This is a genomic window from Acinetobacter sp. BD54 (assembly GCF_044778325.1).
In the GTDB taxonomy this organism is placed as follows: domain Bacteria; phylum Pseudomonadota; class Gammaproteobacteria; order Pseudomonadales; family Moraxellaceae; genus Acinetobacter; species Acinetobacter baumannii.
Genome location: NZ_JANJEP010000008.1, coordinates 1 through 23,339 on the forward strand (window position 1 = coordinate 1; position 23,339 = coordinate 23,339).

At 38.8% G+C, this 23,339-nt stretch carries 24 protein-coding genes and 1 pseudogene; 7 read left to right on the forward strand and 18 right to left on the reverse strand.

All coding sequences use genetic code 11. From position 1 onward, the window contains the following. Window positions 1–280 precede the first annotated feature (280 nt). The gene (locus NQ782_RS13510) at window positions 281–1,654 is read right to left on the reverse strand and encodes a dihydrolipoyl dehydrogenase (RefSeq protein WP_057093823.1); all 1,374 of its coding nucleotides are present in this window, start codon (window positions 1,652–1,654) and stop codon (window positions 281–283) included. 148 nt (window positions 1,655–1,802) lie between these two features. Here NQ782_RS13510 and NQ782_RS13515 point away from each other — a divergent pair, with 148 nt between their 5' ends. Beyond that, on the forward strand, window positions 1,803–3,278 hold the full coding sequence (locus tag NQ782_RS13515) for a hypothetical protein (protein ID WP_004833926.1): 1,476 nt from the start codon (window positions 1,803–1,805) through the stop codon (window positions 3,276–3,278). Between the two features lie 280 nt (window positions 3,279–3,558). Here the strand turns inward: NQ782_RS13515 and NQ782_RS13520 are convergent, their stop codons facing one another. Beyond that, window positions 3,559–3,894: a TIGR01244 family sulfur transferase gene (locus NQ782_RS13520; RefSeq protein WP_001293924.1), complete on the reverse strand. Its 336-nt coding sequence runs from the start codon at window positions 3,892–3,894 to the stop codon at window positions 3,559–3,561. A 191-nt stretch (window positions 3,895–4,085) separates the two neighbouring features. On the opposite strand from NQ782_RS13520, the pseudogene NQ782_RS13525 reads away from it, so the two are divergent. The 3 genes and pseudogenes from NQ782_RS13525 (at window position 4,086) to NQ782_RS13535 (ending at window position 5,900) form a co-directional block, all read left to right on the forward strand. Continuing rightward, window positions 4,086–5,038: pseudogene (locus NQ782_RS13525) on the forward strand (alpha/beta hydrolase). Beyond that, a complete protein-coding gene (trxC, locus tag NQ782_RS13530; RefSeq protein WP_000587654.1) occupies window positions 5,039–5,476 on the forward strand; it encodes a thioredoxin TrxC in 438 nt (145 codons plus the stop codon). 1 nt (window position 5,477) lies between these two features. Further along, entirely contained in the window at window positions 5,478–5,900 is a 423-nt protein-coding gene (locus NQ782_RS13535; protein ID WP_001287658.1) for an acyl-CoA thioesterase, read from the forward strand. 40 nt (window positions 5,901–5,940) lie between these two features. On the opposite strand, the gene NQ782_RS13540 is transcribed toward NQ782_RS13535, so the two are convergent. Continuing rightward, window positions 5,941–6,435, reverse strand: coding sequence for a DUF4442 domain-containing protein (locus NQ782_RS13540; protein ID WP_000083571.1), 495 nt, complete (start codon window positions 6,433–6,435; stop codon window positions 5,941–5,943). Between the two features lie 35 nt (window positions 6,436–6,470). After that, the gene (locus tag NQ782_RS13545; RefSeq protein WP_001138893.1) at window positions 6,471–6,959 is read right to left on the reverse strand and encodes a YajQ family cyclic di-GMP-binding protein; all 489 of its coding nucleotides are present in this window, start codon (window positions 6,957–6,959) and stop codon (window positions 6,471–6,473) included. A gap of 91 nt (window positions 6,960–7,050) precedes the next feature. Here NQ782_RS13545 and NQ782_RS13550 point away from each other — a divergent pair, with 91 nt between their 5' ends. Beyond that, the gene (locus NQ782_RS13550; protein WP_000619820.1) at window positions 7,051–7,365 is read left to right on the forward strand and encodes a rhodanese-like domain-containing protein; all 315 of its coding nucleotides are present in this window, start codon (window positions 7,051–7,053) and stop codon (window positions 7,363–7,365) included. Window positions 7,366–7,416: 51 nt separating this feature from the next. On the opposite strand, the gene mnmC is transcribed toward NQ782_RS13550, so the two are convergent. The 4 genes from mnmC to NQ782_RS13570 are packed head-to-tail and all read right to left on the reverse strand — an operon-like array spanning window position 7,417 to window position 10,747. Then, window positions 7,417–9,288, reverse strand: a complete 1,872-nt coding sequence (mnmC, locus tag NQ782_RS13555) for an FAD-dependent 5-carboxymethylaminomethyl-2-thiouridine(34) oxidoreductase MnmC (protein ID WP_004833934.1) — start codon at window positions 9,286–9,288, stop codon at window positions 7,417–7,419. 23 nt (window positions 9,289–9,311) lie between these two features. Beyond that, entirely contained in the window at window positions 9,312–9,791 is a 480-nt protein-coding gene (locus NQ782_RS13560) for a hypothetical protein (RefSeq protein WP_001175201.1), read from the reverse strand. Window positions 9,792–9,795: 4 nt separating this feature from the next. Beyond that, window positions 9,796–10,098 carry a YciI family protein gene (locus NQ782_RS13565; RefSeq protein ID WP_001115789.1) on the reverse strand — a complete coding sequence of 101 codons (303 nt, stop codon included), beginning with the start codon at window positions 10,096–10,098 and terminating at the stop codon, window positions 9,796–9,798. 34 nt (window positions 10,099–10,132) lie between these two features. Continuing rightward, the gene (locus tag NQ782_RS13570; protein WP_000645707.1) at window positions 10,133–10,747 is read right to left on the reverse strand and encodes a septation protein IspZ; all 615 of its coding nucleotides are present in this window, start codon (window positions 10,745–10,747) and stop codon (window positions 10,133–10,135) included. A 44-nt stretch (window positions 10,748–10,791) separates the two neighbouring features. On the opposite strand from NQ782_RS13570, the gene NQ782_RS13575 reads away from it, so the two are divergent. Next, complete coding sequence (locus NQ782_RS13575) at window positions 10,792–11,643, forward strand: PHP domain-containing protein (RefSeq protein ID WP_001161530.1); 852 nt, start codon at window positions 10,792–10,794, stop codon at window positions 11,641–11,643. Window positions 11,644–11,650: 7 nt separating this feature from the next. On the opposite strand, the gene NQ782_RS13580 is transcribed toward NQ782_RS13575, so the two are convergent. Next, window positions 11,651–12,562: a bestrophin family protein gene (locus NQ782_RS13580; protein ID WP_000637021.1), complete on the reverse strand. Its 912-nt coding sequence runs from the start codon at window positions 12,560–12,562 to the stop codon at window positions 11,651–11,653. A gap of 61 nt (window positions 12,563–12,623) precedes the next feature. Next, on the reverse strand, window positions 12,624–13,343 hold the full coding sequence (gene radC, locus NQ782_RS13585) for a DNA repair protein RadC (RefSeq protein ID WP_085920667.1): 720 nt from the start codon (window positions 13,341–13,343) through the stop codon (window positions 12,624–12,626). A 100-nt stretch (window positions 13,344–13,443) separates the two neighbouring features. Here radC and coaBC point away from each other — a divergent pair, with 100 nt between their 5' ends. Continuing rightward, window positions 13,444–14,697, forward strand: a complete 1,254-nt coding sequence (gene coaBC, locus NQ782_RS13590) for a bifunctional phosphopantothenoylcysteine decarboxylase/phosphopantothenate--cysteine ligase CoaBC (RefSeq protein ID WP_000006956.1) — start codon at window positions 13,444–13,446, stop codon at window positions 14,695–14,697. Between the two features lie 63 nt (window positions 14,698–14,760). Here the strand turns inward: coaBC and secF are convergent, their stop codons facing one another. The 8 genes from secF to queA form a co-directional block, all read right to left on the reverse strand. Then, window positions 14,761–15,726, reverse strand: a complete 966-nt coding sequence (secF, locus tag NQ782_RS13595) for a protein translocase subunit SecF (RefSeq protein WP_001984787.1) — start codon at window positions 15,724–15,726, stop codon at window positions 14,761–14,763. Window positions 15,727–15,734: 8 nt separating this feature from the next. Next, window positions 15,735–17,636: a protein translocase subunit SecD gene (gene secD / locus NQ782_RS13600; RefSeq protein ID WP_001270222.1), complete on the reverse strand. Its 1,902-nt coding sequence runs from the start codon at window positions 17,634–17,636 to the stop codon at window positions 15,735–15,737. A 51-nt stretch (window positions 17,637–17,687) separates the two neighbouring features. Beyond that, the gene (gene yajC / locus NQ782_RS13605) at window positions 17,688–18,017 is read right to left on the reverse strand and encodes a preprotein translocase subunit YajC (RefSeq protein WP_000051669.1); all 330 of its coding nucleotides are present in this window, start codon (window positions 18,015–18,017) and stop codon (window positions 17,688–17,690) included. A 98-nt stretch (window positions 18,018–18,115) separates the two neighbouring features. Next, window positions 18,116–19,249 carry a tRNA guanosine(34) transglycosylase Tgt gene (gene tgt, locus NQ782_RS13610; protein ID WP_000667231.1) on the reverse strand — a complete coding sequence of 378 codons (1,134 nt, stop codon included), beginning with the start codon at window positions 19,247–19,249 and terminating at the stop codon, window positions 18,116–18,118. A gap of 175 nt (window positions 19,250–19,424) precedes the next feature. Beyond that, on the reverse strand, window positions 19,425–19,994 hold the full coding sequence (locus NQ782_RS13615) for a LemA family protein (protein WP_000147157.1): 570 nt from the start codon (window positions 19,992–19,994) through the stop codon (window positions 19,425–19,427). An 86-nt stretch (window positions 19,995–20,080) separates the two neighbouring features. Beyond that, on the reverse strand, window positions 20,081–21,109 hold the full coding sequence (locus tag NQ782_RS13620; protein WP_001121115.1) for a hypothetical protein: 1,029 nt from the start codon (window positions 21,107–21,109) through the stop codon (window positions 20,081–20,083). 92 nt (window positions 21,110–21,201) lie between these two features. Next, the gene (locus tag NQ782_RS13625) at window positions 21,202–22,203 is read right to left on the reverse strand and encodes a hypothetical protein (RefSeq protein WP_004739925.1); all 1,002 of its coding nucleotides are present in this window, start codon (window positions 22,201–22,203) and stop codon (window positions 21,202–21,204) included. Between the two features lie 85 nt (window positions 22,204–22,288). Further along, on the reverse strand, window positions 22,289–23,326 hold the full coding sequence (gene queA, locus NQ782_RS13630) for a tRNA preQ1(34) S-adenosylmethionine ribosyltransferase-isomerase QueA (protein WP_001177138.1): 1,038 nt from the start codon (window positions 23,324–23,326) through the stop codon (window positions 22,289–22,291). Window positions 23,327–23,339 lie beyond the last annotated feature (13 nt).

The following is a 23,339-nucleotide window of genomic DNA, read 5'->3' on the forward strand; positions in this document are numbered from 1 at the left end:
CTTCCCGAACTCAGAAGTGAAACCTCTTAGCGCTGATGGTAGTGTGGGATTACCCATGTGAGAGTAAGTCATCGCCAGCTCATTATTCTAAACACCCCAATCTCAAAAGAGGTTGGGGTGTTTTTTTTGGGTAAAAAGTGGTTAGGGAATAAAAATAAACTGTGTATTATCTAGCTGAACGAATTTAGCCTCAATCAAGCAAAAATGTATCACTCAACAGAAGAAGGCTTCTTGAAGTATAAAGAGCTAACTTTGCAAGAGAACTCTCTTTTAATAATAATTATTTCAACTGTCTGCGAGCATGTTTAAGAGCAGTACGCAGGCCTTCTTCTAGTGTTGGATGATAGAAAGGTTTCTCTAAAATATCATTTAAAGTTAGCTTTTCTCCAATAATCCAGCTTAATAGATGAGCCATATGTTCTGTAGCTTCGGTAAATAACTCTGCACCAAGCAATTTCTGACTTTCTCGCTCTATATAAACTTCAATAGCACCCTTATTTTTCCCGAGTACGATAGCTCTTCCTTGTCTTTCATAAGATGCTTCACCTGTAACAAAATCTACTCTATTATCTTTAAGTTGTTTATAACTTTGTCCCACAATTGCCATTTCTGGATGACTAAATACAATTCCTAAGGGAGAGAGGGTCTTAACTGAATTAAGCTGTGGATAATTTAAACAGTTATGAACAACTTTTTTGCCTTCATGGGCAGCTTCATGTTGTAAAGGCGTAGAGGTGTACGCATCACCAGCAATAAAAATTGGATAGTTATCTAATTGTTTAGTTTTTGCATTTATAGGTAGTAATTTAATATCTTTAAAAGATTTATCAATATTTTCTAGCTTTAGCGTGTCAAGTAAGCTCGAACGACCTGTTGCAGATAATACATACTCAACTTGAATAGACTTTTCTTTTTCATCAATTTTATAATTCAATATAACGCCATCAGAAGTAGACTTAACCTCATGAGGCAATGTCTCGAATAAAAAATTTAACTCTTTACTCAGTTCTTCTTGAGCGAGCTGTTGTAGCTTAGGACTAGTAAATATCCCGATTCTTTTACTACGAGCAAATATAGTGGTTTCTACGCCCAAACGATGCATGGCTTGGGCAATCTCTAAGGCAATTACTCCACTTCCAATAATAGCGATAGACTTGGGTAGGGTGTTTAATTCAAATATTTGATCTGTAGTAATAAGACGATCACCTAATTCTTGTTTCCAACTTTGATCATAATTAGGTGTAGAGCCTACTGCTAAAATAAAACTTTTTGACTGATACCGTTTACCATTTACTTCAATAGTTTTTGCATCAATAAAATGAGCTTTACCCGAAATTTTATGTTCAGTGGGCCATTGTTCGACATCTTTTACTGTGGCCTTAGTAAAACGATCACGTAAGGTTCTCACATGCTCCATAACCTGATCAGTATTAATATCTGCTGAAGCACTCAGCCCAACCTCTTGAGCATTTTGTATATCATGCATACGGTTTGCAGTAGAGATTAAGACTTTACTTGGCATACATCCTACACGTGCGCAAGTGGTATCCCAAGGGCCATCATTTATAATTAAAAGATTATTAGTGTATTTTACTGCTTCTTTATAAGCGCTAATACCAGCCGTACCCGCGCCAATGATAATAAGATCGAACATTATGAATCCTAATAACTATAAATTTTTCGTATAATAAGTTACATAATAAAAACACAATGTAATTTATGTTTACAGAGTGCATCCAATATGATTACACTAATAATATAAATAATTAAAAAATCTTATACCTTTAGGAAAGATTGGGGAAATGAAAAGTATGTATAAAAAACAACTTACCTTGAAGTTGTCGGCTATTGCTGTATCAATTATGTTAGCAAGTTGTGGCGGGGGAGGTGATGGTTATTACCAAAATGGTTCATCAAATAGTAACTCATCATCTGGAAGTAATAATAGCGGATCTCAGCAAGCGACTGCTATAGCTTTAAAGATAGAACTAGATAAATTATCAGTTGCCGCAACGAATGATACTTTAACTGCTACTGTTAGAGCTTTAGATAAGAATAAAGGCGGTGTTGCTGGTGCTAATGTCACTTTGGAATTAGATGATCCAACAAATAACGTATCTATAGAAGGCGTATCTACTCAAACTACTGATGCGGCAGGTAATGCTATATACATTATAAAAACACCAAAAACATCGAGTTCGATAAATGAGTTGGTTAAAAATGGTTTTAAATTAAAAGTCTCTACGAATAATGGTACGCTTACTCAAGAACAGACAGTGACAGTAACAGGTAGCAACAGTACTGTCGAAGCTGATACTACGAGTATTGTATTGTTTGATGCTACAAAAACCTCTCTAAATGTTAGAGGTGATCAAACAACCGTCACATTAACAGCTGTAGATGCAAATGGTGCAACTTTAGCAAACCAAGGGATTACACTTAAAGTTAGAAATTCAGTTTTAAATGGTGTCAAATTTACTCCTAATGCGACACAAACTGATGTAAATGGTCAGATCAGCTATACTTTATCTTTTAGTGAAAATCAAAGAACTTCATCATATAGTGCTGGTCAGTTCGTAACAGATGATCTTGTTTTAGAAGCAAACTTTGGCCAATCTACAAAAATTTATACATATAAACTTGATGTGGTTAATTCTGATGTACCAGTAGCAGTAGGCGCTATTGCCGTAGCATATAATCCGACCACAATGGAAGATTCAAGTGATGGAGTCTACTACTATAAAAATATTTCAGTACAAGTGACTGATGTGGATGGTAAACCGCTACCCAATCAAGATGTAGTCATGGGCGTTAATGCTCTTGCGTATTATAAGGGTCGATATGGGTTTGTTGATACTTCTAATCCAACTGATGGTAAACCAGATGAATATCTTCCTGTTATTAGAGCAGCCTGTACATCACCAGTCCAAGCTGTAAATGTGAATGGGGACGTTATTAATCAATTAAAGCCGCTCAAAGAAAATTCTACAGTCCAAGTTGTATCGTATATCAACAGTGCAGGTACCGCTACAACCAATAATAAATATACGACAGATGCAAATGGACGTTTTGATCTTAAAATTCAATATCCTAAAATTTATGCATCATGGTTAACTGTTCAGTTAACAGCTAAATCTACAGTTTCGGGAAGTTTAATTAAAGGTTCTACATCCTTAACTTTAGGTTATTTAACTAAAGATGTCAGCCTTACGGATCTTAATGGCCCAAATATGGAAAGTCCATATGGAATAGATCCAAACTGTTCAAATGGTAATTAATATAAAAAGAAGCAGCCTTTGAGCTGCTTCTTTTTTAGAGTTGTGTTCCCATACTTACCCCGACAGTAGGGCGTACTTGCATAGATGAACACGCGCTGAGAATAAGGCAGCTTACTAATAACAAAATCAATTTATTCATAAAATAACTAAGTAAATAAAAAGTGATTTAACAACTTTAGCTGAAGACTGTTTGTATATCTGTTGAATTGATGCAGTTGTATATATTTTTTTATTAAAAAAAAGCTCTATCTTTAAATAAAAATAGAGCTTATGAATTTATTTAATCGTCTAACAAATCCATTTGTTTGGCTAATTGATAAAGATTGTTTGAACGGTTTCCAGTACGGCAGAACATGAGAACCGGTTTTGGAAGTTCATTATAGTGATTTGCAAAAGTACGAACATCAAGTTCAGTAATTTGGCCAGCTACAACAGGCTGATAAACATAATCTAGACCAGCTTGGCGTGCTGCTTCTTCAATTTGAGCACTGGTTGGTTGTTCTGGACCACCTTCCATGTCAGGACGGTTATTAATAATAGATTTAAAGCCTTTTTCTACAACTTGACCCACATGTTCTGGGCCAATTTGACCTGCGAAACCAACATTCTCTGACATTTCGTCACTCCAAAATTTAATAAAACCTTTATGCTGTATCATAGCATTAAGCTTAACCTGAGATACAAGACACTAAAACGTTGTTCCTACATAGATAAAATTTATGTAAAAGAACAGCTCTAGATTTTTAAAAGGCGATCAGGATGTTTTTTGTAAATTCATTACTTCGACCATAATGCCACGGAGCACATATGCACGCTTATACGGTTGAGCCTTTATATGTTCCATGTGATCAGGAAATGATCGCAGCTGACTTTTATATTCCAAAAACAAATAATAAATCTGCGGTAATTATCATGGCACATGGTTTTGCCGGATTGCGTCAATTCAAACTCATTCAATATGCCCAGCGTTTTGCTCAAGCTGGCTATGCGGTTATTTTATTTGATTACCGATATTGGGGTGGAAGTACAGGTAAGCCCCGAGAGATGATTTCTATCAACTATCAACTATCAACTATCAACTATCAACTATCAACTATCAACTATCAACTATCAACTATCAACTAGAAGACTGGAAGACCATGATCCAATATGCTTCTACGTGTAAATTTATAGATAACCGAAGAATTGTATTGTGGGGAACATCCTTAAGTGGGGGATATGCTTTAAGCCTAGCTTCTGAATTAAAGAATATTCAGGCCATTATGGTACAAATTCCATATGTTGATGGTGCGGAAACAGCAAAATTATATCCACTCCAGCGTTATCCCCAAGCTTTAAAGTTGTCGAGCCAAGATTATATGGGTTCAAAAATGGGCCTTAACCCTAAAAGGTTGCCTGTGGTAGATCAATATAAATTGTGCTTTATGCCAACAGCAGATAGCTATTATGGTTATTTATCGATTGTGAATCCGGATTATTACTGGAGTGGAGAAGTCCCGGCACGCGTGTTTTTTAATTTGATGCGTTATCGCCCAATTCAACTTGTACGTCAAATTAATATTCCAGTTTTATTTATTGCGGCTCAGCATGATTCTTTGATTCCAATTGAGTCTAGTCGTGAAGCTGCGACTAATATTGCTCCTTTTGTGAGTTATCATGAATGGGATATGAAACATTTTGATATCTATCACGGTTCATGGTTTGAAAAAGCAGTGACGACCCAATTAGAATTTTTACATCAGCATATAGGAGTGATGTAAATGATTATTGTATGTGCATCGTGCGGTGCAAAAAATAGAGTACCAGAGGAAAAACTTACCGATCAACCGAGTTGTGGACAATGTCATCAGCCATTACTCCCGCTTGCGCCAATTGAGTTAAATGAACAAAACTTTAGCAACTACATCACAAATAGTGATCTGCCTATTTTGATAGATTTATGGGCAGAATGGTGCGGACCTTGTAAAATGATGGCGCCACATTTTGCACAAGTTGCAAAACAAAATCCACGTGTCATTTTTGCCAAGATTAATACCGAAGAGTCTCCTCGCTTAAGCCAAGCATTTAATGTGAGAAGTATTCCTACCCTTGTATTAATGAATAAAACCACAGAAGTTGCTCGAATGAGCGGCGCATTACGCGCGCCTGAATTGCAACAGTGGCTAGATCAACAACTTCAATTGAATTTCGGGAGCTAAGGTGTCAGAAGCTTATACCAAACCAGAAGGAATTTTATCCTTACAAACGATTGCCATGCCAGCAGATACAAACTGGAGTGGTGATGTGTTTGGTGGGTGGATCGTGTCACAAATGGACTTGGCTGGAGCAATTCACGCGGAGCGTTTTAGTCGTGGTCGCTGTGCTACGATTTCCATTAATCAGATGACCTTTTTGGTTCCGGTAAAAGTAGGCTTTGTCATTAGCTGCTATACCAAAATCTTAAAAGTGGGTAATACCTCTATTCAAATGCAAATTGAAGTTTGGGATAGCCATGATGACTCTCGTGCCCCAATTCGTATTACTGAAGGGGTCTTTACCTTTGTTGCAGTAGATGTAAAAGGCAACAAACGTCAGATTCCTGAGGAAGCGAAACAGAAATTTCTTATCTCTCAAGAATCGTAATAAAAAAGCCCAAATTTGAATTTGGGCTTTTTTTATATCTTTATTTCTTACGTTTAGGTAACCATGCCCATAACATTTGGCATTGAATCGGTTCATTACCTGCATCATCAATGACAGTAACTGGAATAACAAGTTCACCTTTCTCATGATCAGCAATATATTTTTGCTGTTCGGTAGAGAGAGTCGCTGTTGCTGTTAAACCACCTTCAACCACTTTTAAATAATCAACATGTAATGATTTGATTAATAAAATACGGTTATCTGGAATATGTAAACCCGTTAGAAAACCTGTTGCAGTTTCTGCCAAAAGCGCCATAGCCGCAGCATGGACACCTTTAATATGGTTCTGCATATTTTTTTGATTTTCTAAGCGAACCGTCACATGGTTTACATCTACTTCCAGATAGCGAATGTTTGCTGTACCCACCATTGGCACAATGCGGCCAAATGCCTTGCTCCAAAGCGTACTCCGAATACCTTTAGGGAATTTTGAAGTTGCTTTTACCAGTTTTAATAGACGATTGGATTGAGACATGGGATTACCTTAATTGGGAATGTCATGCGAAGACATTAATCTTTAAAGTTATTAAATTGTAATGGCAGACCAAATTGTTGTTCACGTAAAAAAGCCATCACTTGTTGTAAAGTGTCACGCTTTTTATCAGTTACACGGATTTTGTCGCCTTGAATAGAGGATTGCACTTTGATGCCACTTTCTTTAATGGCTTTATTAATTTTTTTTGCTGTATCAGAGTCAAGGCCATCTTTTAGTTTAATCACTTGTACAAAATTTTTGCCTGATGCTGTTGCTTTCTGTGGATCAAGCGCTTGCACATCAATTTTACGTTTATAAAAGTGATTTTCTAACATGTTATAAACTTGTTCACACTGGAAATCACTTTCTGTACTGATTTTTATCTCTTTATTTTTTTCATTTAATTCGATAGAAACATCATGACCACGGAAGTCAAAACGTGTTGCAATCTCTTTTTGGGTGTTTTGTACAGCGTGATTAACTTCAAATAACTCTAATTCAGAAACAATATCGAAAGAAGGCATAGTTTAGACCTTTACAAAGTGAAAGAATATTTGAGATGCTAAGAGGGTTTTCTTCATTTGCCAAGTGTTGTTTACATCAAAGGAGTGCACAATGATCCGTAAACAAGAAATTACAACATTTGAGTTCCCAGAAAATGCTGTTATCTGGGATGTCCGTGATTCAAGTGCTTATGCAGAAGGGCATGTTAAAGGTGCGGTAAGCCGCCCAATTAATGATTTAAATGCTGATATTTTGAACCAGGTCGCTGCGGATCAGCCGATTTATATTTTATGTGGTGGTGGTAGCAAAGCTCCTCGTGCAGCTGAGAAACTAGAAGGCTTAGATGCCTCGCGTGAATATGTCGTGCTGATGGGAGGGACGCGTGCAGCTCGTGACGCAGGTTTACCTCTAGAGCAGGGCGCATAAAAAAAGCACCTTCGGGTGCTTTTTTATTGGGACCAAATTTTCTCAAGTGCACTATTGAGATTTAAAATAAGGTTTCTTAGGTTTAACTTTCTTTTGAAAACGTTGGGCATCTAATTTCTGTAATAGGCTTTTGGGAACAGGACAGGCTTCACCTAAAATTTGGGCCACTAAAACTTCACTACAAAGCGGCGCAAATAAAAAGCCCTTTGAGCCTAAACCTGCAAAAGTAGAAATACGGCTTTCCTTCTGCATTTTTCCCACAAGTGGAAAATAATCTGGACTTTGAGCGCGAACTGATGCTCGTCCTTGCCATTGTTCGACTGGCGGTAATTGTTTTGCATAATGAGGGAAAACGTTGTGGATTAATTCAAAGTTATGCACATGGTCATCAAGGAGTACTTCTTGATCGTCTCTGTTTGGGTAGAAAGAAGCCCCTAGAATAAGTTCAGACGTATTCAGTTGCATACAATAACCGCCATAGCTATAGGCTTCGTTTAAAGGTAAGGTTGCAAAAGAATTATCAACCCAGCTCACCTGTCCACGTATAGGTTTTAATAGCGGATAATTTTCAAATAAAGCAGCACTTTCTCTGGCGCAGCACACCACGACATGATCAGCCTCTAAAGTAGTTTCATTACCACTTTTTAATTGAACTTTATTTTCAAAAGAAACAAGTGTCGTAATATTGGCAATTTTCAGTTCAATACCTGGATGTTGCAAAATTTCATCACGTAATTGGTGCGGAGAAACTGCTCCAGCTTCGGTCAATATAATGTGTGGATAGTCCGATTCAAGTGAGCTTGTTTGCTGTGTGACAATATCAGCAGGATATTTATTAGTAAGATCGAGAAGATCTTGTGCATTTTTTAAAGCCATTTGTTGTATTTGAATCGGGCGAAAGGCTTGAAAATTTTTATAGAAATTTAATGCATGTTGCCAGCTTAAAGTCATGAGATGCTCATGGCTTTGTTCAATTGGGCATAGTTTCGGATTAAGCAATGCCAACGGATTGCCAGAAGCACCCGATAACGGCGCTGTACGCTCAAATAGAGTGACCTGATGCCCACGTTGAGCAAATGCCCAAGCTGTGCTTAAACCTGCAATCCCAGCGCCAATTATGGCGATACGCTGCTGAGTAAAATGGAAAGTATCGCTAACTGGTTCAAATAAAATTTCTTCACTTACAGGTGCTTTCCAAATGGCTTTAAGCATTTCCCTTTTATGTCCAAAACCGCGAGGACGAGAAATATCGACTCCGTGAGCCTTTAGTCCACGTTTGAGGACACCAGCTACACTAAATGAGGCAAAGGTAGTGCCATAGTCGGAAAGCCGAACAATATTATTTAAAACATTTTGTTCCCACATGTCCGGATTACAAGAAGGCGCAAAACCATCCAGAAACCAAGCATTCACTGCCTTCATTTTTACCATACTTGGAAAAATATCTTGTGCATCTCCTAACCATAGGTCGATGCTGAAGCGCTCTTCTGGAAAACTTAAACGATGGCAGCCTGCAAGAGGTAAGGGATATTGCTCAATAAGTTGTTTGGAAAGCGGTTTAAGTTCATCCCATACATTTAAAGCACGAATGAGATCAGCTTTGCTTAAAGGAAACTTTTCGACGCTAATTGCATGTAAATGACTGTGGTTATTTGGACGAACTTGTTGCCATAGTTGCCAGAGCGCAAGAATATTTAAACCAGTGCCGAACCCGGTTTCTCCTACACTGAAATATTCAAAATCTTGTAAATTGGCTAATCGTTCTGATAGGTCATTGCCATTTAAAAATACATGCCGTGTTTCAAGCAGACCATTATCTTTAGAAAAATAGACGTCACCAAATTGTTTGGAAATGGGAACTTCAATACCATCAATAGATTCCCAATCCAGCTCAGCAGTTTGTATACGGTTTGATTTGTTCATTCGGTTTAATAAGTCGCTCAGGATTACCACTGACGTCGACGTTTGGTGTAAACATAACTCGCAATAAAGAAGCCAAGCAGTACGCCACCTGCAAGAGTTACTGCGCCATATAAGAACATTTGAGCACTACGTTCACTTTGTAAAACTTGTACCTGAACAGACAAGTTATCGTTCTTTAGCTGCAATTCTTGGTTTTGTGCTAGCGCTTCAAGGTTTGCATGTTCTAGCTGTTTTAGACGAGATGCTTGATCTTGAACTAAAGCCTTAATTTTTGCATCTTGCTGTTGCTTGTTCTTTGCGATTTGTTCTGCTGTAAGCGGTTGTGTTGTGGTTGGTGCTGTTGTAGTCGCGGGTTTAGCTACAGTTGCAGAAGTAGGTGCTGGTTTAGCATTCTGTGTTGACGCTGCAGTTGGAGGCGTTGCTGGTGTCGCAGCAGGTTCAACTGCTCCGGCAGTTGAACATATCAAACACAAGCCAAGAAAGCTTTTGGTTGCAAGCTGCATGCGTTTACCCTTTTGGAAATGCTTTATTAAATGGTTTGACATCAACATGACTATAGATGCCTTCTTTCAAAAATGGTTCTTCTTTTAACCATTCATCTAAAGCTTCACGTGTATCAAACTCTACAATCATGGTGCTGCCATAAAAACCAGCTTGCGGGTCATTAGGGTCTTTTGGCATCGCTCCAGCAACAACTAGACGACCTTCATCATCAAGTTTTTGCAAACGTTCGATATGTTGAGGACGTACTGCTAAACGTTTCTCTAGAGTTCCTTCGTTATCGGTACAGCTTAGAACAAAAAAAGGCATGTCATCGTATCTCTATAATCAATCCGAAACCACATTAAGCATCTGGTGACTTAAAATGTTTACGTAAAATAATGAACTGAATAATGATAAATGAAAACATGACAATCATGTCACCAAATGCAGTAAATTCGCCCCAATATTTTCCGCCGTGGAATAAAAACGCAAAGAAAACATGTAAACCAGACATCACGACAAACATAGCTGCCCAAGCAAAGTTTAAATTTTTCCAACCTTTTTCGCTTAAGGCTAAAATTGGATCAAATAAACGTTGAATAAGAGGCTTACGGTCTTTACCAAACCAAGGTGAAACTAAGAAAGCACCTGCAAAAACTAGATTCAAAATAGCGGCTTTTAAGCGGATGTAAAAATCATCGCTCAACATAAGGGTAATACCACCAAAAATGACTGTCATGAACAGCACAATCCATTGCTGTTTATCTAGACGGAACTTTTGCATGATGAACAACGCACCATACACTACCAGCATTGAAATAATTAAACCGGTAGTAGCAACAAGAATATTATTATTATCAACACCGCCAGCAGACCCGATCAGTTTGAGTAAAGGATGCTGTGTATCGGCTGGATCAACTGTCTTATATAAATAAAAGAAAATAATTAATGGAACAAAGTCCAGTAGTGCTTTCATGTTAGAGTATCTGATCAGGTTTGGTGAATGGCATAGTATAAAAGATGCAAGGCATAGATTTACATACACATAGCAATATTTCTGATGGAACTTTGTCTCCGGAATTGCTAGTGCAAGCTGCTGTCGATGTGAAGTTGCATACTTTGGCGCTAACCGATCACGATACGATGGATGGATTGCAGCGTGCAAGAAATGCTGCACAACCCCATGATTTAAAAATTATTTCTGGTGTGGAGATTTCAAGCCAGTGGTCGCGACCAAGCACGAAAAAAAGCTATGGCGTGCATATTGTAGCTTTAAATATGCAAGATGAAGCCCCAATTTTAGAAGCATTAGAACAACAAAAAAGAATTAGAGCACAAAGAGCAGTAGTTATTTGTGAACTATTAAAAAAGTGTATTGGCTTTGATATTTATCAAGATGTTCTCGATAAAGTTGAAAATCAACCAGACCGGATTACCAGAACCCATATTGCTAAAGCCTTAGTTGAAAAGAATGTAGTGAGCCGTCCTCAACAAGCTTTCGATCGTTTTTTAAAGGAAGGGAAGCGTGCTTTTGTAAAGTTTGAAGGATTGGGTTTGAAAGAGACCATTGAGGTTATTCATAACAGTAAAGGATTTGCAGTTTTAGCTCATCCAACCCGTTATGATTTATCGGCTACAAATACCCGGTATTTGATTGAGTTATTTGCAAGTTGTGGTGGAGATGCGGTGGAGTTGCCGCCTCCAGTAGATCCTTTATCTACTCGCCAAATGATTGATCGTATGATTGAACAGCATCATTTGGCTATTTCAATTGGTAGCGATTTTCATGGTGAAAATATGCCGTGGATTAAATTAGGAAATACCCCTAAACCAACGAGTAACCAGCAAGGCATTTGGGAGCGTTTTATCTAATCATATTTTAGAGCAAATTGTTATCTTGAGCTTGAATTGGAGGAGGCGTGGGCTTACCAAGTGTCCCCAAAAGCTCAATTTCGATACTACGTACCATTGCATCTAAAGGTAAATCATTACTTTGCGTGCCAAATGGTTCTTCAATTTCGGTACTTAAAGCATCAAGTCCTAAAAATGTATAAGCCAGAATTCCAACCAGTAAAGGCGTTGCTAAACCAAGCAAAGATCCTAAGCTAAATGGCAACATAAAACAGAAAAAATAAACAGTACGGTTAAGCAAAACTGAATAAGCAAACGGAATAGGAGTATTTGCAATACGGTCACAGCCAGTTTGTACGACACTTAGGTCTGCAACATTCTTATTCATTTGAGCATAAATAATATCTGAAATTTCCCCTTCTTTAAGCGCTTGTAATAATTCCCATTGAATAAGGCTAAGCGTATATTGCGGTGCGTTATTCTGTTGGTAAAGTTGGGTCAATGCCTGTTGGCTCATGCCACTGGTTTGTATTAGCTCGGTGGGGTTGGCTGTTTGACGGCGTAAACGGTCACGTAACACATTGGCAAATACAATAACGTGCTGAATGACACGTTCACGGCGGGCTTGAGTTAAAATCCGGCAGTCACGGTCGAAATGTCGCGAAGTCGCAATCAGGACCCCCCATAATTTTCGGGCTTCCCACCAGCGGTCATAACATGCAGTATTCTTAAAACCTAAAAAAATAGAAAGTACGACACCAATTAAAGTAAAGCCAACTAAAGGAATTTCTGGAAAACGATAGAGGTTAATATATTCAACCCCACCAATGATTGCCGAAATCAGCATTACTACCCCTAAAGAGGGCAAAATTTTAGGTAATATCGTCCCTCGCCAAGAGAATAAAACTTTAAAAATACTGGCCTGTTCACGAACAATCATTTTATTTTAAACGTCGCTATTTTTGTTTTGATATTCTAAGCTTAGTGAAGCTTTGTCAATATCATTGAACGGCTATTGAAGTAGGGTTGAGCAGTTGTTGTTCAGCAAATGAAAAGCTACCTTCTGGCGAGATAATAAAATGGTCCAGTAAGCGAATTTCAACAAGCTGACAGGCCTGTTCAAGTTGCTGTGTGAGTTTAATATCTTCAGGAGAGGGCTGTGGGGAACCAAATGGGTGGTTATGTGCTATTACTAATTGGCAAGCGTGCTGTTGTAAGGCATAACGTAAGGTTTGATTCACTGAAACAGCGCAGTGTTGAACTGAACCAAAAAATAACTTTTTAAAATGTAGTTTTCTCAACTCGGCATCTAAGCAAAGTACCGCAAAGACTTCTTGTTTTTCACCTTTTAATTCATAACGCAAATAATCTAGAACTAAATGAGAAGAATGAAGGCTTAGCTCAGTCTGACTAAAATGATAGTCGAGGTAACGCCGTCCAAGCTCTTTTACGGCCAGTAATTGGGAATACTTGGTAGCTCCAATACCATTAAATTGAGCTAATTCATTGTAAGATGCATCGAAAACAGCGTTTAGACTACCAAACTGTTGAATCAGTAAACGTGCGAGCTCTACTGCTGAATGTTGACGTGAACCTGAGCGAAGAAAGATCGCGAGTAGTTCAGAGTCAGAAAGGCTTTGAGGGCCTTGTTGTAATAACCGTTCTCTTGGCCGTTCTTGTTCTGGCCAATTTTTAATAGAAGTATTCATATTCCCCAGCAAGATTCTGCTTAAAAATTTATTTTGTTTGCCCAATCAATCTTGGGTCTGCGCGTATTTAATGCTATTGTGAGCGCCACTGCAACAGAAAGGTATCCTGTTCGTGAGCTTTGATTTAAGTGTTATTCCTCATAAAAACATTGTTTTAGCTGTTACAGGTGGGATTGCTGCCTATAAGAGTGCCATTTTGGTCCGTCGTCTTAAAGATTATGGTTTTGACGTTCGGGTTGTGATGACACACGGGGCTCAAGCATTTATTACACCTCTAACCTTTCAGGCTCTTTCAGGAAATCCTGTACATACCGAGCTTTTAGACCCTGAGGCTGAAGCTGGAATGGGCCATATTGAATTGGCTCGTTGGGCTGATTTATTACTGGTTGCTCCAGCAAGCTGTGACACATTAGCTAAGTTTGCTAATGGTTTGGCAGATGACTTACTCAGTACTTTATTTTTAGCAACTAAAGCGCCTGTGTGGGTCGCTCCTGCGATGAACCAGCAAATGTGGGCTGCAAAAGCAACTCAGCGTAATTTGCAAACTCTGGTTGAAGATGGCGTGCATGTGATTATGCCAGATGCAGGGGAGCAGGCGTGTGGTGATGTAGGCTTAGGCCGTATGCCGGAACCGGAAGAAATTGCAAGGCAAGTGGCGGGTTATTTCCATCAAGCCCAACGTGCAATTGCTGAAAAATTTGGGTTGTTGGCAGGTAAGCGAGTTGTAATTACTGCTGGACCAACCCGTGAAGCGATTGACCCTGTTCGTTATATCTCAAATCATAGTACTGGAAAAATGGGCTTTGCTTTAGCTGCGGCATGTTATGCAGCAGGCGCAAAAGTTACGTTAATTGCTGGTCCCGTAAGTTTAGATACTCCAAACGGTGTTCAACGTGTAAATGTTGCTTCGGCTCGACAAATGTTAGATGTCAGTATGGAGTCGCTTGAGACTGGCTGTGACATCTTTATTGCGACGGCGGCTGTAGCTGATTATCGCGTCGCCGAAGTGGCAGAGCATAAAATTAAGAAAGCAGGGGATGAGCTGAATGTTTCCCTTGTAAAAAATCCGGATATTGTGGCAACCATTGCAGCTCAGGAAAAACGTCCATTTATGGTGGGTTTTGCTGCCGAAACGCAGAATGTTGAAGAATATGCAGCAGAGAAACTCGTTGCTAAAAAGCTAGATATGATTGCATGTAACGATGTTTCTCGTGCTGATATTGGCTTTGCTTCTGATGAAAATGCGATGACAGTATTTTTTGCTGAAAGTTACCATATGAAAAAACGTGAGTTAGAGAAAGCATCTAAGCAAGAAATTTCTCAACAATTGGTTGAAGCTATTTCGGATGCATTACGCCGTAAATAATTTTTGCACCAAATAAAAAAACCGCGAATAAATCGCGGTTTTTTTATAGTCTTATTTAGACAATCAAGGGATTTCATCTTCAAATTCAGGTTTGACCTGAACAATGAAGTCTTGACGGTTAAGACCACGCCATAAGGCAAATGCTGTACCGATATAAATCGAAGAGTAAGTACCGACAAAGACACCGACAAACATTGCAACAGAGAACCAGTGTAAGCCATCACCACCTAAGAACATCATTGCAAGTACTACAAGCAATAAGGTCATTGAGGTATGGATGGTACGGCGTAAAGTCTCAGTTAACGCAATATCAACGATTTCACGTGGAGTTGCACCTCGAATTTTACGGAAATTTTCACGGATACGGTCTGAAACAACGATGTTATCGTTAAGCGAGAAACCAATCACCGCCAGTACCGCAGCTAAAACTGTTAGGTCAAATGGCCATTGGAATAAAGCAAATGCACCAATAATGATGATGATGTCATGGAATAAAGACATCACGGCACCCATTGCGAGTTTGAACTCAAAGCGAATGGTGACATAGATCAACATTAAAATCAGCGCAAGTGCAACAGCACCAGCCGAACGAACATAAAGCTCGTTACCTACCTGACCACCTACAGAGTCCACTTTATGAACTTCTGCTGCATTGTTTGGCAATTGCACAGCTTTGGTAATCGCGTTATTAAGATCTTCAACCTTAATATCTTGTACTGGCATGCGAACAAGTAAGTCTTTATTACTACCCAAAGTTTGTACTACAGCATCTTTAAAACCAGCTTTGTCGAGAGCCTGAATAACTTCTGCCTGATTTGCTGGCTGAGCATAGTTAAGCTCAGCTGAAACACCACCTGTAAAATCCAAACCTAAGTTAAGACCTTTGGTCGCAATAAAGAAAATGCTCGCTAAAGTAATAAGGATCGAGAAGATTGCTGCAGGTTTAGCAATCTTCATGAACGGGATGATTTTTGCATCATCCGGACGACCATATTGTTTTGAAGGCTGTTGAGTCACTTTAGTCATCATAGATCTCCTTAAATGCTCAACTTTTTCAAGTTACGGCGTTTACCATAAATGATTTGTACAATCGCACGCGTTACTGTAATTGCAGTAAACATTGAGCAAATAATACCGATCATTAATGTCACGGCGAAACCTTTAATCGGGCCAGTACCGATTGCAAACAGAATGAATGCAACAAGGAACGTTGTTAAGTTCGAGTCGAAAATGGTGTTATAGGCTCGATCATAACCCGCCACAATGGCCTGTTTAGGTGAGGCCCCCCAGAGCATTTCTTCTCGAATACGTTCACATATCAGTACGTTGGCGTCGACGGCCATACCAATGGTAATGACGATACCCGCAATACCCGGTAAGGTGAGGGAAGCACCTATCCAAGACATAATGGTTAAAATCATTGCCAAGTTAAATACAAGTGCAAAGTTCGCGATTAAACCAAATAGACGGAAGAATACGACCATCCAGATTGCAACAAGCAAGAAACCGATTTGCGTTGATAGTACACCTTTATCAATGTTTTCTTGACCAAGGCTTGGACCAACAACACGCTCTTCAACGAAGTACATTGGCGCAGCTAAAGCACCGGCACGAAGCATTAACGCAAGTTCAGATGCTTCTTGAGGTGAACTTAAACCAGTAATACGGAAAGTTGAACCTAAAACGGCTTGAACGGTTGCGGCATTAATCACGACAGACTCGGTATATGGTGTACGAACTTCTGTTTGAGCACCAGTTTTTGGATCTGTAACGTAGCTAATCTTTTGTTTATTTTCGATGAACAATACCGCCATGCGTTTTCCAACTGCATTACGGGTTGCATCTGACATCAGCTTACCGCCAGCACTGTCGAGCGTAATATTTACTTCGGCACCACCAGAGTCTTGGCTAAAGCCAGAACTTGCATTTTGAACGCGTTCACCAGTCAAGATACGGTTACGTTGCAACAACAGTTGGCGACCACTATCTAAAGACTGATAAGCAAAAACTTCCGTACCCGGAGGTAACGGTTGACCATTATATTTACCCGTATATGGATCAATATATTGATCATTTAAGTCAGATACCAAACGGAATTCGAGGTTAGCAGTACGGCCTAAAACACGTTTAGCTTCTGCTGTATCTTGAACACCCGGTAATTCAACGACAATACGGTTGCTACCCTGACTTTGTACTAAAGCTTCTGCAACACCAAGTTCGTTAATACGATTACGTAGTGTTGTTAAGTTCTGATTAACTGCATAAGCCTGAATTTCTTGACGACGTACATCAGTATAAGTGAGCTTTAAGATTGAACCTGTCGTGCTCGCTAATGCCTGTTGGGTATATTCATTACCATTACGGCGTAAAAAATCCATTGCTGCATCACGATCCGCATTGTCAGCAAACTGAACAGTGATCACATTATTATTTAACGCAAGATTGTTAAATTTAATTTTGTTTTCACGGAACTGACGACGCAAATCAGTGGCAGAGGTTTCCATACGTTGGGAAATGGCTTTGTCCATATCTACTTCAAGCAAGAAGTGGACACCACCACGTAAGTCCAAACCAAGTTTCATTGGTTTCGCCCCAATTTTTTGCAACCATTCTGGAGTTGTTGGTGCAAGGTTTAGGGCTACAACATATTGATCACCTAAGTCACGGCGTAATACTTCTTTTGCTTTCAATTGCGCTTCAGAGGAGCTGACACGCAAGAGAGCAGCATTATTTGTAAAAGTATTATCGTGGCTTGCAATATTTGCTGTTTTTAAAATTTGCTCTGCTTTTTGCACCACACTTTGATCAATTTGGGTACCAGCTTTGGCACCGGAAATTTGAACGGCGGGCTCATCCGGATATAGACTAGGCAGTGCGTATAATGTACTGACTACCAGAACAACCAGAATCAGTAAATATTTCCATGCAGGGTAACGCATTCGCTTTCTTCTTAAATGAAAAAGCCGTGCTAAAGCACGACTGTTTTATGATTAAAGGTTATTTAGAGTGCCTTCTGGTAATACAGAAATTACGCTGGCACGCTGAATTTTTACTTCTACACCACGGTTAAGTTCAACAACCGCATAGTCACCTTCAAGTTTAGTTACTTTGCCCATTAAACCGCCAGCAAAGACAACTTCGCTACCAACACCCAAGCTTTCGATTAAAGAACGGTGTTCTTTTGCACGTTTTGCTTGAGGACGCCAAATTAAGAAATAGAAGATTGCAACGAATACAACAATCATCAAAATGTTTGGTAAAAGGCCAGGGCTTTGGGCTGCTGCTGGAGCTGCATGTGCAGTAGAAATGAACAAGCTCATTTTAATTTCCTAAAGTTAAAAAATATGAGTCAGATACCTGACATAATCCTAATTCGTTTTGCAATTTACCTTGTCTTGAGGTTGAGCGCAAATCTCGCTTATTCATCGACAGGGCATGGTGGAACTTCTAATCCGCGGCGGGCATAAAAGTCCTGAACAAATTCATCAAAAGTGCCATTGTCTAATGCATCACGCATACCTTCAGTTAAACGTTGGTAATAACGTAAGTTATGAATGGTACCAAGCATAGACGCCAACATCTCTCCACACTTCTCAAGGTGGAACAGGTAAGCACGAGTAAAGTTCTTACAGGTATAGCAATCGCAGTGTGGGTCAAGTGGTCCTTGGTCATGACGATATTTACTATTACGAATACGTACCAGACCATCAGTGACAAAATAATGACCATTACGTGCATTACGTGTTGGCATTACACAGTCAAACATATCGACACCACGGCGCACCGCTTCTACGATATCTTCAGGTTTACCTACACCCATCAGGTAACGTGGTTTGTCATGCGGCATCTTGTTTGGAAGATAATCTAAAACCTTGATCATCTCTTCTTTTGGTTCACCAACTGACAAACCGCCAATTGCGTAACCGTCAAAGCCGATTTCAAGTAAGCCATTTAAAGACTCATCACGTAAGTCTTCATACATGCCGCCTTGAATAATGCCAAATAACGCATTTTTATTTTTAAGTTCATCGTGGTGATGAGTCTTACAGCGTTTTGCCCAACGCAAAGAAAGCTGTAATGATTTTTGTGCTTCTTCATGTGTCGCAGGATAAGGCGTACATTCATCGAAAATCATGACAATGTCAGAGTTCAATACATGCTGAATTTCCATTGAAATTTCAGGCGATAAAAAGACTTTTGAACCATCAATCGGAGAACGGAAAGTAACACCTTCTTCCTTAATTTTACGCATAGCGCCAAGACTAAATACTTGGAAGCCGCCAGAGTCAGTCAAAATTGGCTTATTCCATTTAATAAAATCGTGCAAGCCGCCGTGTTGCTTGATCACTTCAAGGCCCGGACGCAAATATAAATGGAAGGTATTACCTAAAATAATTTGTGCCTGAATATCTTCAATATCACGTGGCAGCATGCCTTTAACTGTACCGTAAGTCCCCACCGGCATAAAAACAGGGGTTTCAACAACACCATGTTCTAAAGTTAAACGACCACGACGGGCACGACCCGACTGACCTAATTTTTCAAACTTCATTTAAAAATCCTGAACAATAGCAAGCAATGCCTTAGGGCAGTGCAAGGGCGAAAAAACAGTTCGCTGCTAAAAAGAGGGCTATTTTCCTTGATTCTGCGACGTAGTTCTACTACTAAATGTAGCTGACTATAAAATCGGTCAAATTTCTGAGTGACCGATTGTCTTTTTATTTCGACTAAAAGTTCGGTTTATAGTCAAAATTGTTAGTAACCAAATTATCTCGAAAAGGACGAATTGTTTTTTTAGATAAAGTCATCGTATTGATAATATTATTTGGGAACACTTCAATCTGATTATTAAATACTTCGACGTTGCGGTTAAAAATGCTGATTGCCGCGCCGACATTTTCGTTTTGTTCCTGAATATCATCCATCATTTTGCTATAGAGCGTATCTGCTTTTAGTTCAGGATAGTTTTCAATCACGACATTTAGGCTGCGGATTAGCTCTTTACTCATTTTTTCAATCTGTTGTAATTGAGCAATATCAGTATGATCGACATTCAAACTTAGAATTTGCTGACGTAAAGCAGTTACTTGTTCTAAAGTTGACTTCTCGAACTGAGTATATTGATTGAGTGTGGTTTCTAGTGCTTCAAGTGTTTTTACTTTCTGGCGTTCGAAATTGGCAACCTCAGCCCAAGCGCGTTTGGTCGCATTGAAATAACGCACAATGTTATTGCGAATGTGGATGCCCCAAGCAATCAGTACAACGAAAATCCCCAAGAAAATGAATAAACCTGTCATTTTTACTCCTCTTATTGTTATTCCCTCATTATGCCCTCTAACTTCTTATTTTTTTAATAAGTTGCCAGTTCAGCAGTACGAGAGATTTATTTAATTAAATTAAGCATGAATTGCTGAAATTTTTCATATTGCGGCATAGTCATGGTACGTAAGTGACCACGTAATGCGGGAATATCATGAATTTCACTACGTTTACTGATGGTTTGAAAAAGATCTTGCTCACCGAGATAACATAATATTTGCTCTTCATGATGATAAATTAAATCCCCGCTAAAATGTTGAAAAAAATCATGAAGTTTTAAAGTTAGACTTGGACTCATTTCTTTAGCTAACTGGTGCTGGTCGGTTCCGAAAATACTCAGTTCTTGGTTAATGAGAATGTCACTACTTTGCCATTCGCTTAAGTATGGTTCAAAAAAGCGAGAACGTTGATTACTTACAGCAATACCTAAAGCTGGTATTTGAAAAATAAAAGCGCCCCATAAGTCTTTATGAATCTCTTTTACTATTTTTTTATCGCTGTTCTGGTCTTGAAGAATAGGTAAATTATTTACATAGTGGTATTTAAATAGCAGGACTTGATGATCTGTAATGCCGTCATTCCATGTTACTGAAGCAAACTCGGTAATTTCATTCGCTTCATTGCCTCGGTTAAAAAGTGGAAAGTGTTGTTTTAATTTGCTTAAGACTAAAATGGGTTGGGCTTGTATTGGAAGATAAGCTGGTAACTGCTGAAACTTTAGGCCATAACGTAAAGCAGTCATACGCTGTTCTAAATAATGAATAACTTCAGTTAAAGGTTTTTGCGGTTCATAGAGCAAATAGGCGAGGAAACCAGTTAAAAATGCCCATAATAGACTCCAACTATATTGAATATAAGGATGAAAAAAATATCCAAATAATAGCGTCGTAATACTGCAAATACTTAATAAATAAGACAGGGTATTCACAAAACGAAGGTTATGATCTTCACGCCATGGATGTAACGCGTTTAAGAGTTCTTGATCTGTTTGTGACTTTTGTCCAGCATCCCAAAGTCGGGCAATATTACGAAAGACCTGTGTATTTTTTTTACGTCTTATATGAAGTGTTTGTTGTATGGTATCAATTGGCATGAAGGTAATGAGTTGATTATCATAAATTGCTAACTCTAGATTATCTTTTAAATTGAAAGAGATAAATAGAAATAAGTCTTAAATAATTACTTTTATGACTTCGGTATTTGAGTTTCATCAATGAAATGCTGCAATATATTTGCAAACTGCTCAAATTCTGGCATTGAAAGAGTTTCAAGGCATTCAGCAAGCTCACGTACACTAGTGCCATATAAACTTTGCTGGCGTAAAAGATTTACATTACAGAGCCAACATAATGCAGATGTTTCAGGGTGTACATAGAAATCCCCTGGGAACCCTTCCAACATTTTCTCTAATAATAACAACCGATCAGGGCTTAGAAATTTTACTAAGTCCAATTCATTAATTCCGCTTTGTTGGTATTTTTGATTAAAACGGATATCACTTGATTCCCAACCTACTCCTAAGCGACAAGCCTTTTTCTGTTGACTTGAAATGCTGACTCCGCGAACTGGAAAATTCTCTAAAATGATGCGGTATAAATTGTAGCTAACATCTTTTAGTTCCCATTTACCTTTTGAATTATAGGCCATCTCTCGATTGACATAATGGTATCTAAATATTTTATAGGGGTGAGTTGTTTCTCTTACTTGCCACTTGCCGAGTATTGCAGTTAAAACTGAATTTTGTTGATTGCCTAACTTAAACAAAGGAAAGTCTGAAGCGGACGTTCCTTCTTTAGGTAGGTTATCTTCAGTTGCAAATTTGAAATTATATTTATGTTCATAATAATAAGTTTGGATATCTTGAAGTAGGCAAATCAGTTCGGCCGTCGATGCTCTATGATAAAAACCATAAAAAATCGCAAGAATGGCAAAAGGGAAGAAGTAAATCGAGATTAAAAAGCCTAAGGCCATACAAACTAAGGCGAAAATTGTAGCATTCCAAAAAATATAATTTCGAATATCAAGTTGTTGGGGGCCTGTCCAATTCTTTAATGAATAAACAAGAATATCAGGTGGTAATTGCTGATTAAGTAAATTTCTTAATGCCTCAATATTTCTTAAAGTAATTTTGTTATGTGTATTTTGATTGTCAAAAGCACTTTGAATTTTTTGAAAAAGCAGTTTCATAAATTTTATTATTAATCGAAATTGTAGGTGGGTCAGCTGGGTTAAACCTCGAATTAACTTATAAGATTTAACCCAGCTTTAATCTTTAAACTTCTAATTTATCAATCAGCATTGCATCGCCATAACTAAAGAAGCGATAGCGATCTTTAACGGCATGTTCATAAGCAGCCAAAATATTTTCTCTATTTGACAATGCTGAAACTAACATGAGCAGGGTAGACTCAGGTAAATGGAAGTTAGTAATTAAACGGTCTACGATGCAGAACTCATAACCTGGATAAATAAAGATTTGCGTATCACCAGTCCATGCTGCGATTTTTCCGCCATGCGCTTGAGCTGCACTTTCTAAAGCACGTGTTGCAGTTGTACCGACAGCAATCACTTTATTACCGCGTGCTTTAGTTGCCAAAATTAAATCAATAGTTTCTTGAGGAACATCACACCATTCACTGTGCATAACATGATTTGTAATGTCATCAGTACGTACAGGCATAAAAGTACCTGCACCGACGTGAAGAGTCACAAACGTTTTCTTAACGCCTTTTTGGTCTAACTTTGCTAACAACTCTTCGTCAAAATGCAAGCTTGCTGTTGGGGCAGCCACACTGGCAATTTTTTCTGGATTATGGAAAACCGTTTGATAGCGTTCAGTATCAATTTCTTCTGCTTCACGATTGAAGTAAGGCGGGATAGGTAACTGACCATATTGCTCAAGTACTGGCAAAATTGGTTGTGAAAACTCAACAACAAATAAGTTTTCGTGACGGCCACGCACAATCACGGGAATATTGTCCGCACCAACAAAAAGCTCAGCCCCTGCTTTAGGTGAATTGCTCGCTTTAATATGGCAATACGCTGTGGTGTGGTTTAGCATACGCTCAACCAAAATTTCAATAGCACCACCTGTAGCACGTTTCCCTTTAAGTCGAGCTTTCATGACTTTGGTATCGTTGAGTACCAATAAATCACCTTCTTCGAACAGATCAATAATATCTGTGAACATATGATCGTGATATTGGCCCTTAGCATCTAAATGCAATAAACGCGAAGCACTACGTGTTTCGAGTGGGTAACGGGCAATAAGTTCATCGGGTAGTTCAAAGGAAAAGTCAGACAGTTGCATATTCAGGAAAAAC

Coding starts and splice junctions, on each gene's coding strand:
- NQ782_RS13560 (WP_001175201.1), bottom strand. CDS start 9,791: ATGCAGCTTGCAACCAAAAGCTTTCTTGGCTTGTGTTTGATATGTTCA.
- NQ782_RS13550 (WP_000619820.1), top strand. CDS start 7,051: ATGATCCGTAAACAAGAAATTACAACATTTGAGTTCCCAGAAAATGCT.
- tgt (WP_000667231.1), bottom strand. CDS start 19,249: ATGAAGTTTGAAAAATTAGGTCAGTCGGGTCGTGCCCGTCGTGGTCGT.
- mnmC (WP_004833934.1), bottom strand. CDS start 9,288: ATGAACAAATCAAACCGTATACAAACTGCTGAGCTGGATTGGGAATCT.
- secF (WP_001984787.1), bottom strand. CDS start 15,726: ATGATGACTAAAGTGACTCAACAGCCTTCAAAACAATATGGTCGTCCG.
- NQ782_RS13515 (WP_004833926.1), top strand. CDS start 1,803: ATGAAAAGTATGTATAAAAAACAACTTACCTTGAAGTTGTCGGCTATT.
- NQ782_RS13545 (WP_001138893.1), bottom strand. CDS start 6,959: ATGCCTTCTTTCGATATTGTTTCTGAATTAGAGTTATTTGAAGTTAAT.
- NQ782_RS13520 (WP_001293924.1), bottom strand. CDS start 3,894: ATGTCAGAGAATGTTGGTTTCGCAGGTCAAATTGGCCCAGAACATGTG.
- secD (WP_001270222.1), bottom strand. CDS start 17,636: ATGCGTTACCCTGCATGGAAATATTTACTGATTCTGGTTGTTCTGGTA.
- yajC (WP_000051669.1), bottom strand. CDS start 18,017: ATGAGCTTGTTCATTTCTACTGCACATGCAGCTCCAGCAGCAGCCCAA.
- NQ782_RS13615 (WP_000147157.1), bottom strand. CDS start 19,994: ATGACAGGTTTATTCATTTTCTTGGGGATTTTCGTTGTACTGATTGCT.
- NQ782_RS13620 (WP_001121115.1), bottom strand. CDS start 21,109: ATGCCAATTGATACCATACAACAAACACTTCATATAAGACGTAAAAAA.
- NQ782_RS13580 (WP_000637021.1), bottom strand. CDS start 12,562: ATGATTGTTCGTGAACAGGCCAGTATTTTTAAAGTTTTATTCTCTTGG.
- NQ782_RS13575 (WP_001161530.1), top strand. CDS start 10,792: ATGCAAGGCATAGATTTACATACACATAGCAATATTTCTGATGGAACT.
- NQ782_RS13540 (WP_000083571.1), bottom strand. CDS start 6,435: ATGTCTCAATCCAATCGTCTATTAAAACTGGTAAAAGCAACTTCAAAA.
- trxC (WP_000587654.1), top strand. CDS start 5,039: ATGATTATTGTATGTGCATCGTGCGGTGCAAAAAATAGAGTACCAGAG.
- NQ782_RS13510 (WP_057093823.1), bottom strand. CDS start 1,654: ATGTTCGATCTTATTATCATTGGCGCGGGTACGGCTGGTATTAGCGCT.
- queA (WP_001177138.1), bottom strand. CDS start 23,326: ATGCAACTGTCTGACTTTTCCTTTGAACTACCCGATGAACTTATTGCC.
- NQ782_RS13570 (WP_000645707.1), bottom strand. CDS start 10,747: ATGAAAGCACTACTGGACTTTGTTCCATTAATTATTTTCTTTTATTTA.
- NQ782_RS13565 (WP_001115789.1), bottom strand. CDS start 10,098: ATGCCTTTTTTTGTTCTAAGCTGTACCGATAACGAAGGAACTCTAGAG.
- NQ782_RS13625 (WP_004739925.1), bottom strand. CDS start 22,203: ATGAAACTGCTTTTTCAAAAAATTCAAAGTGCTTTTGACAATCAAAAT.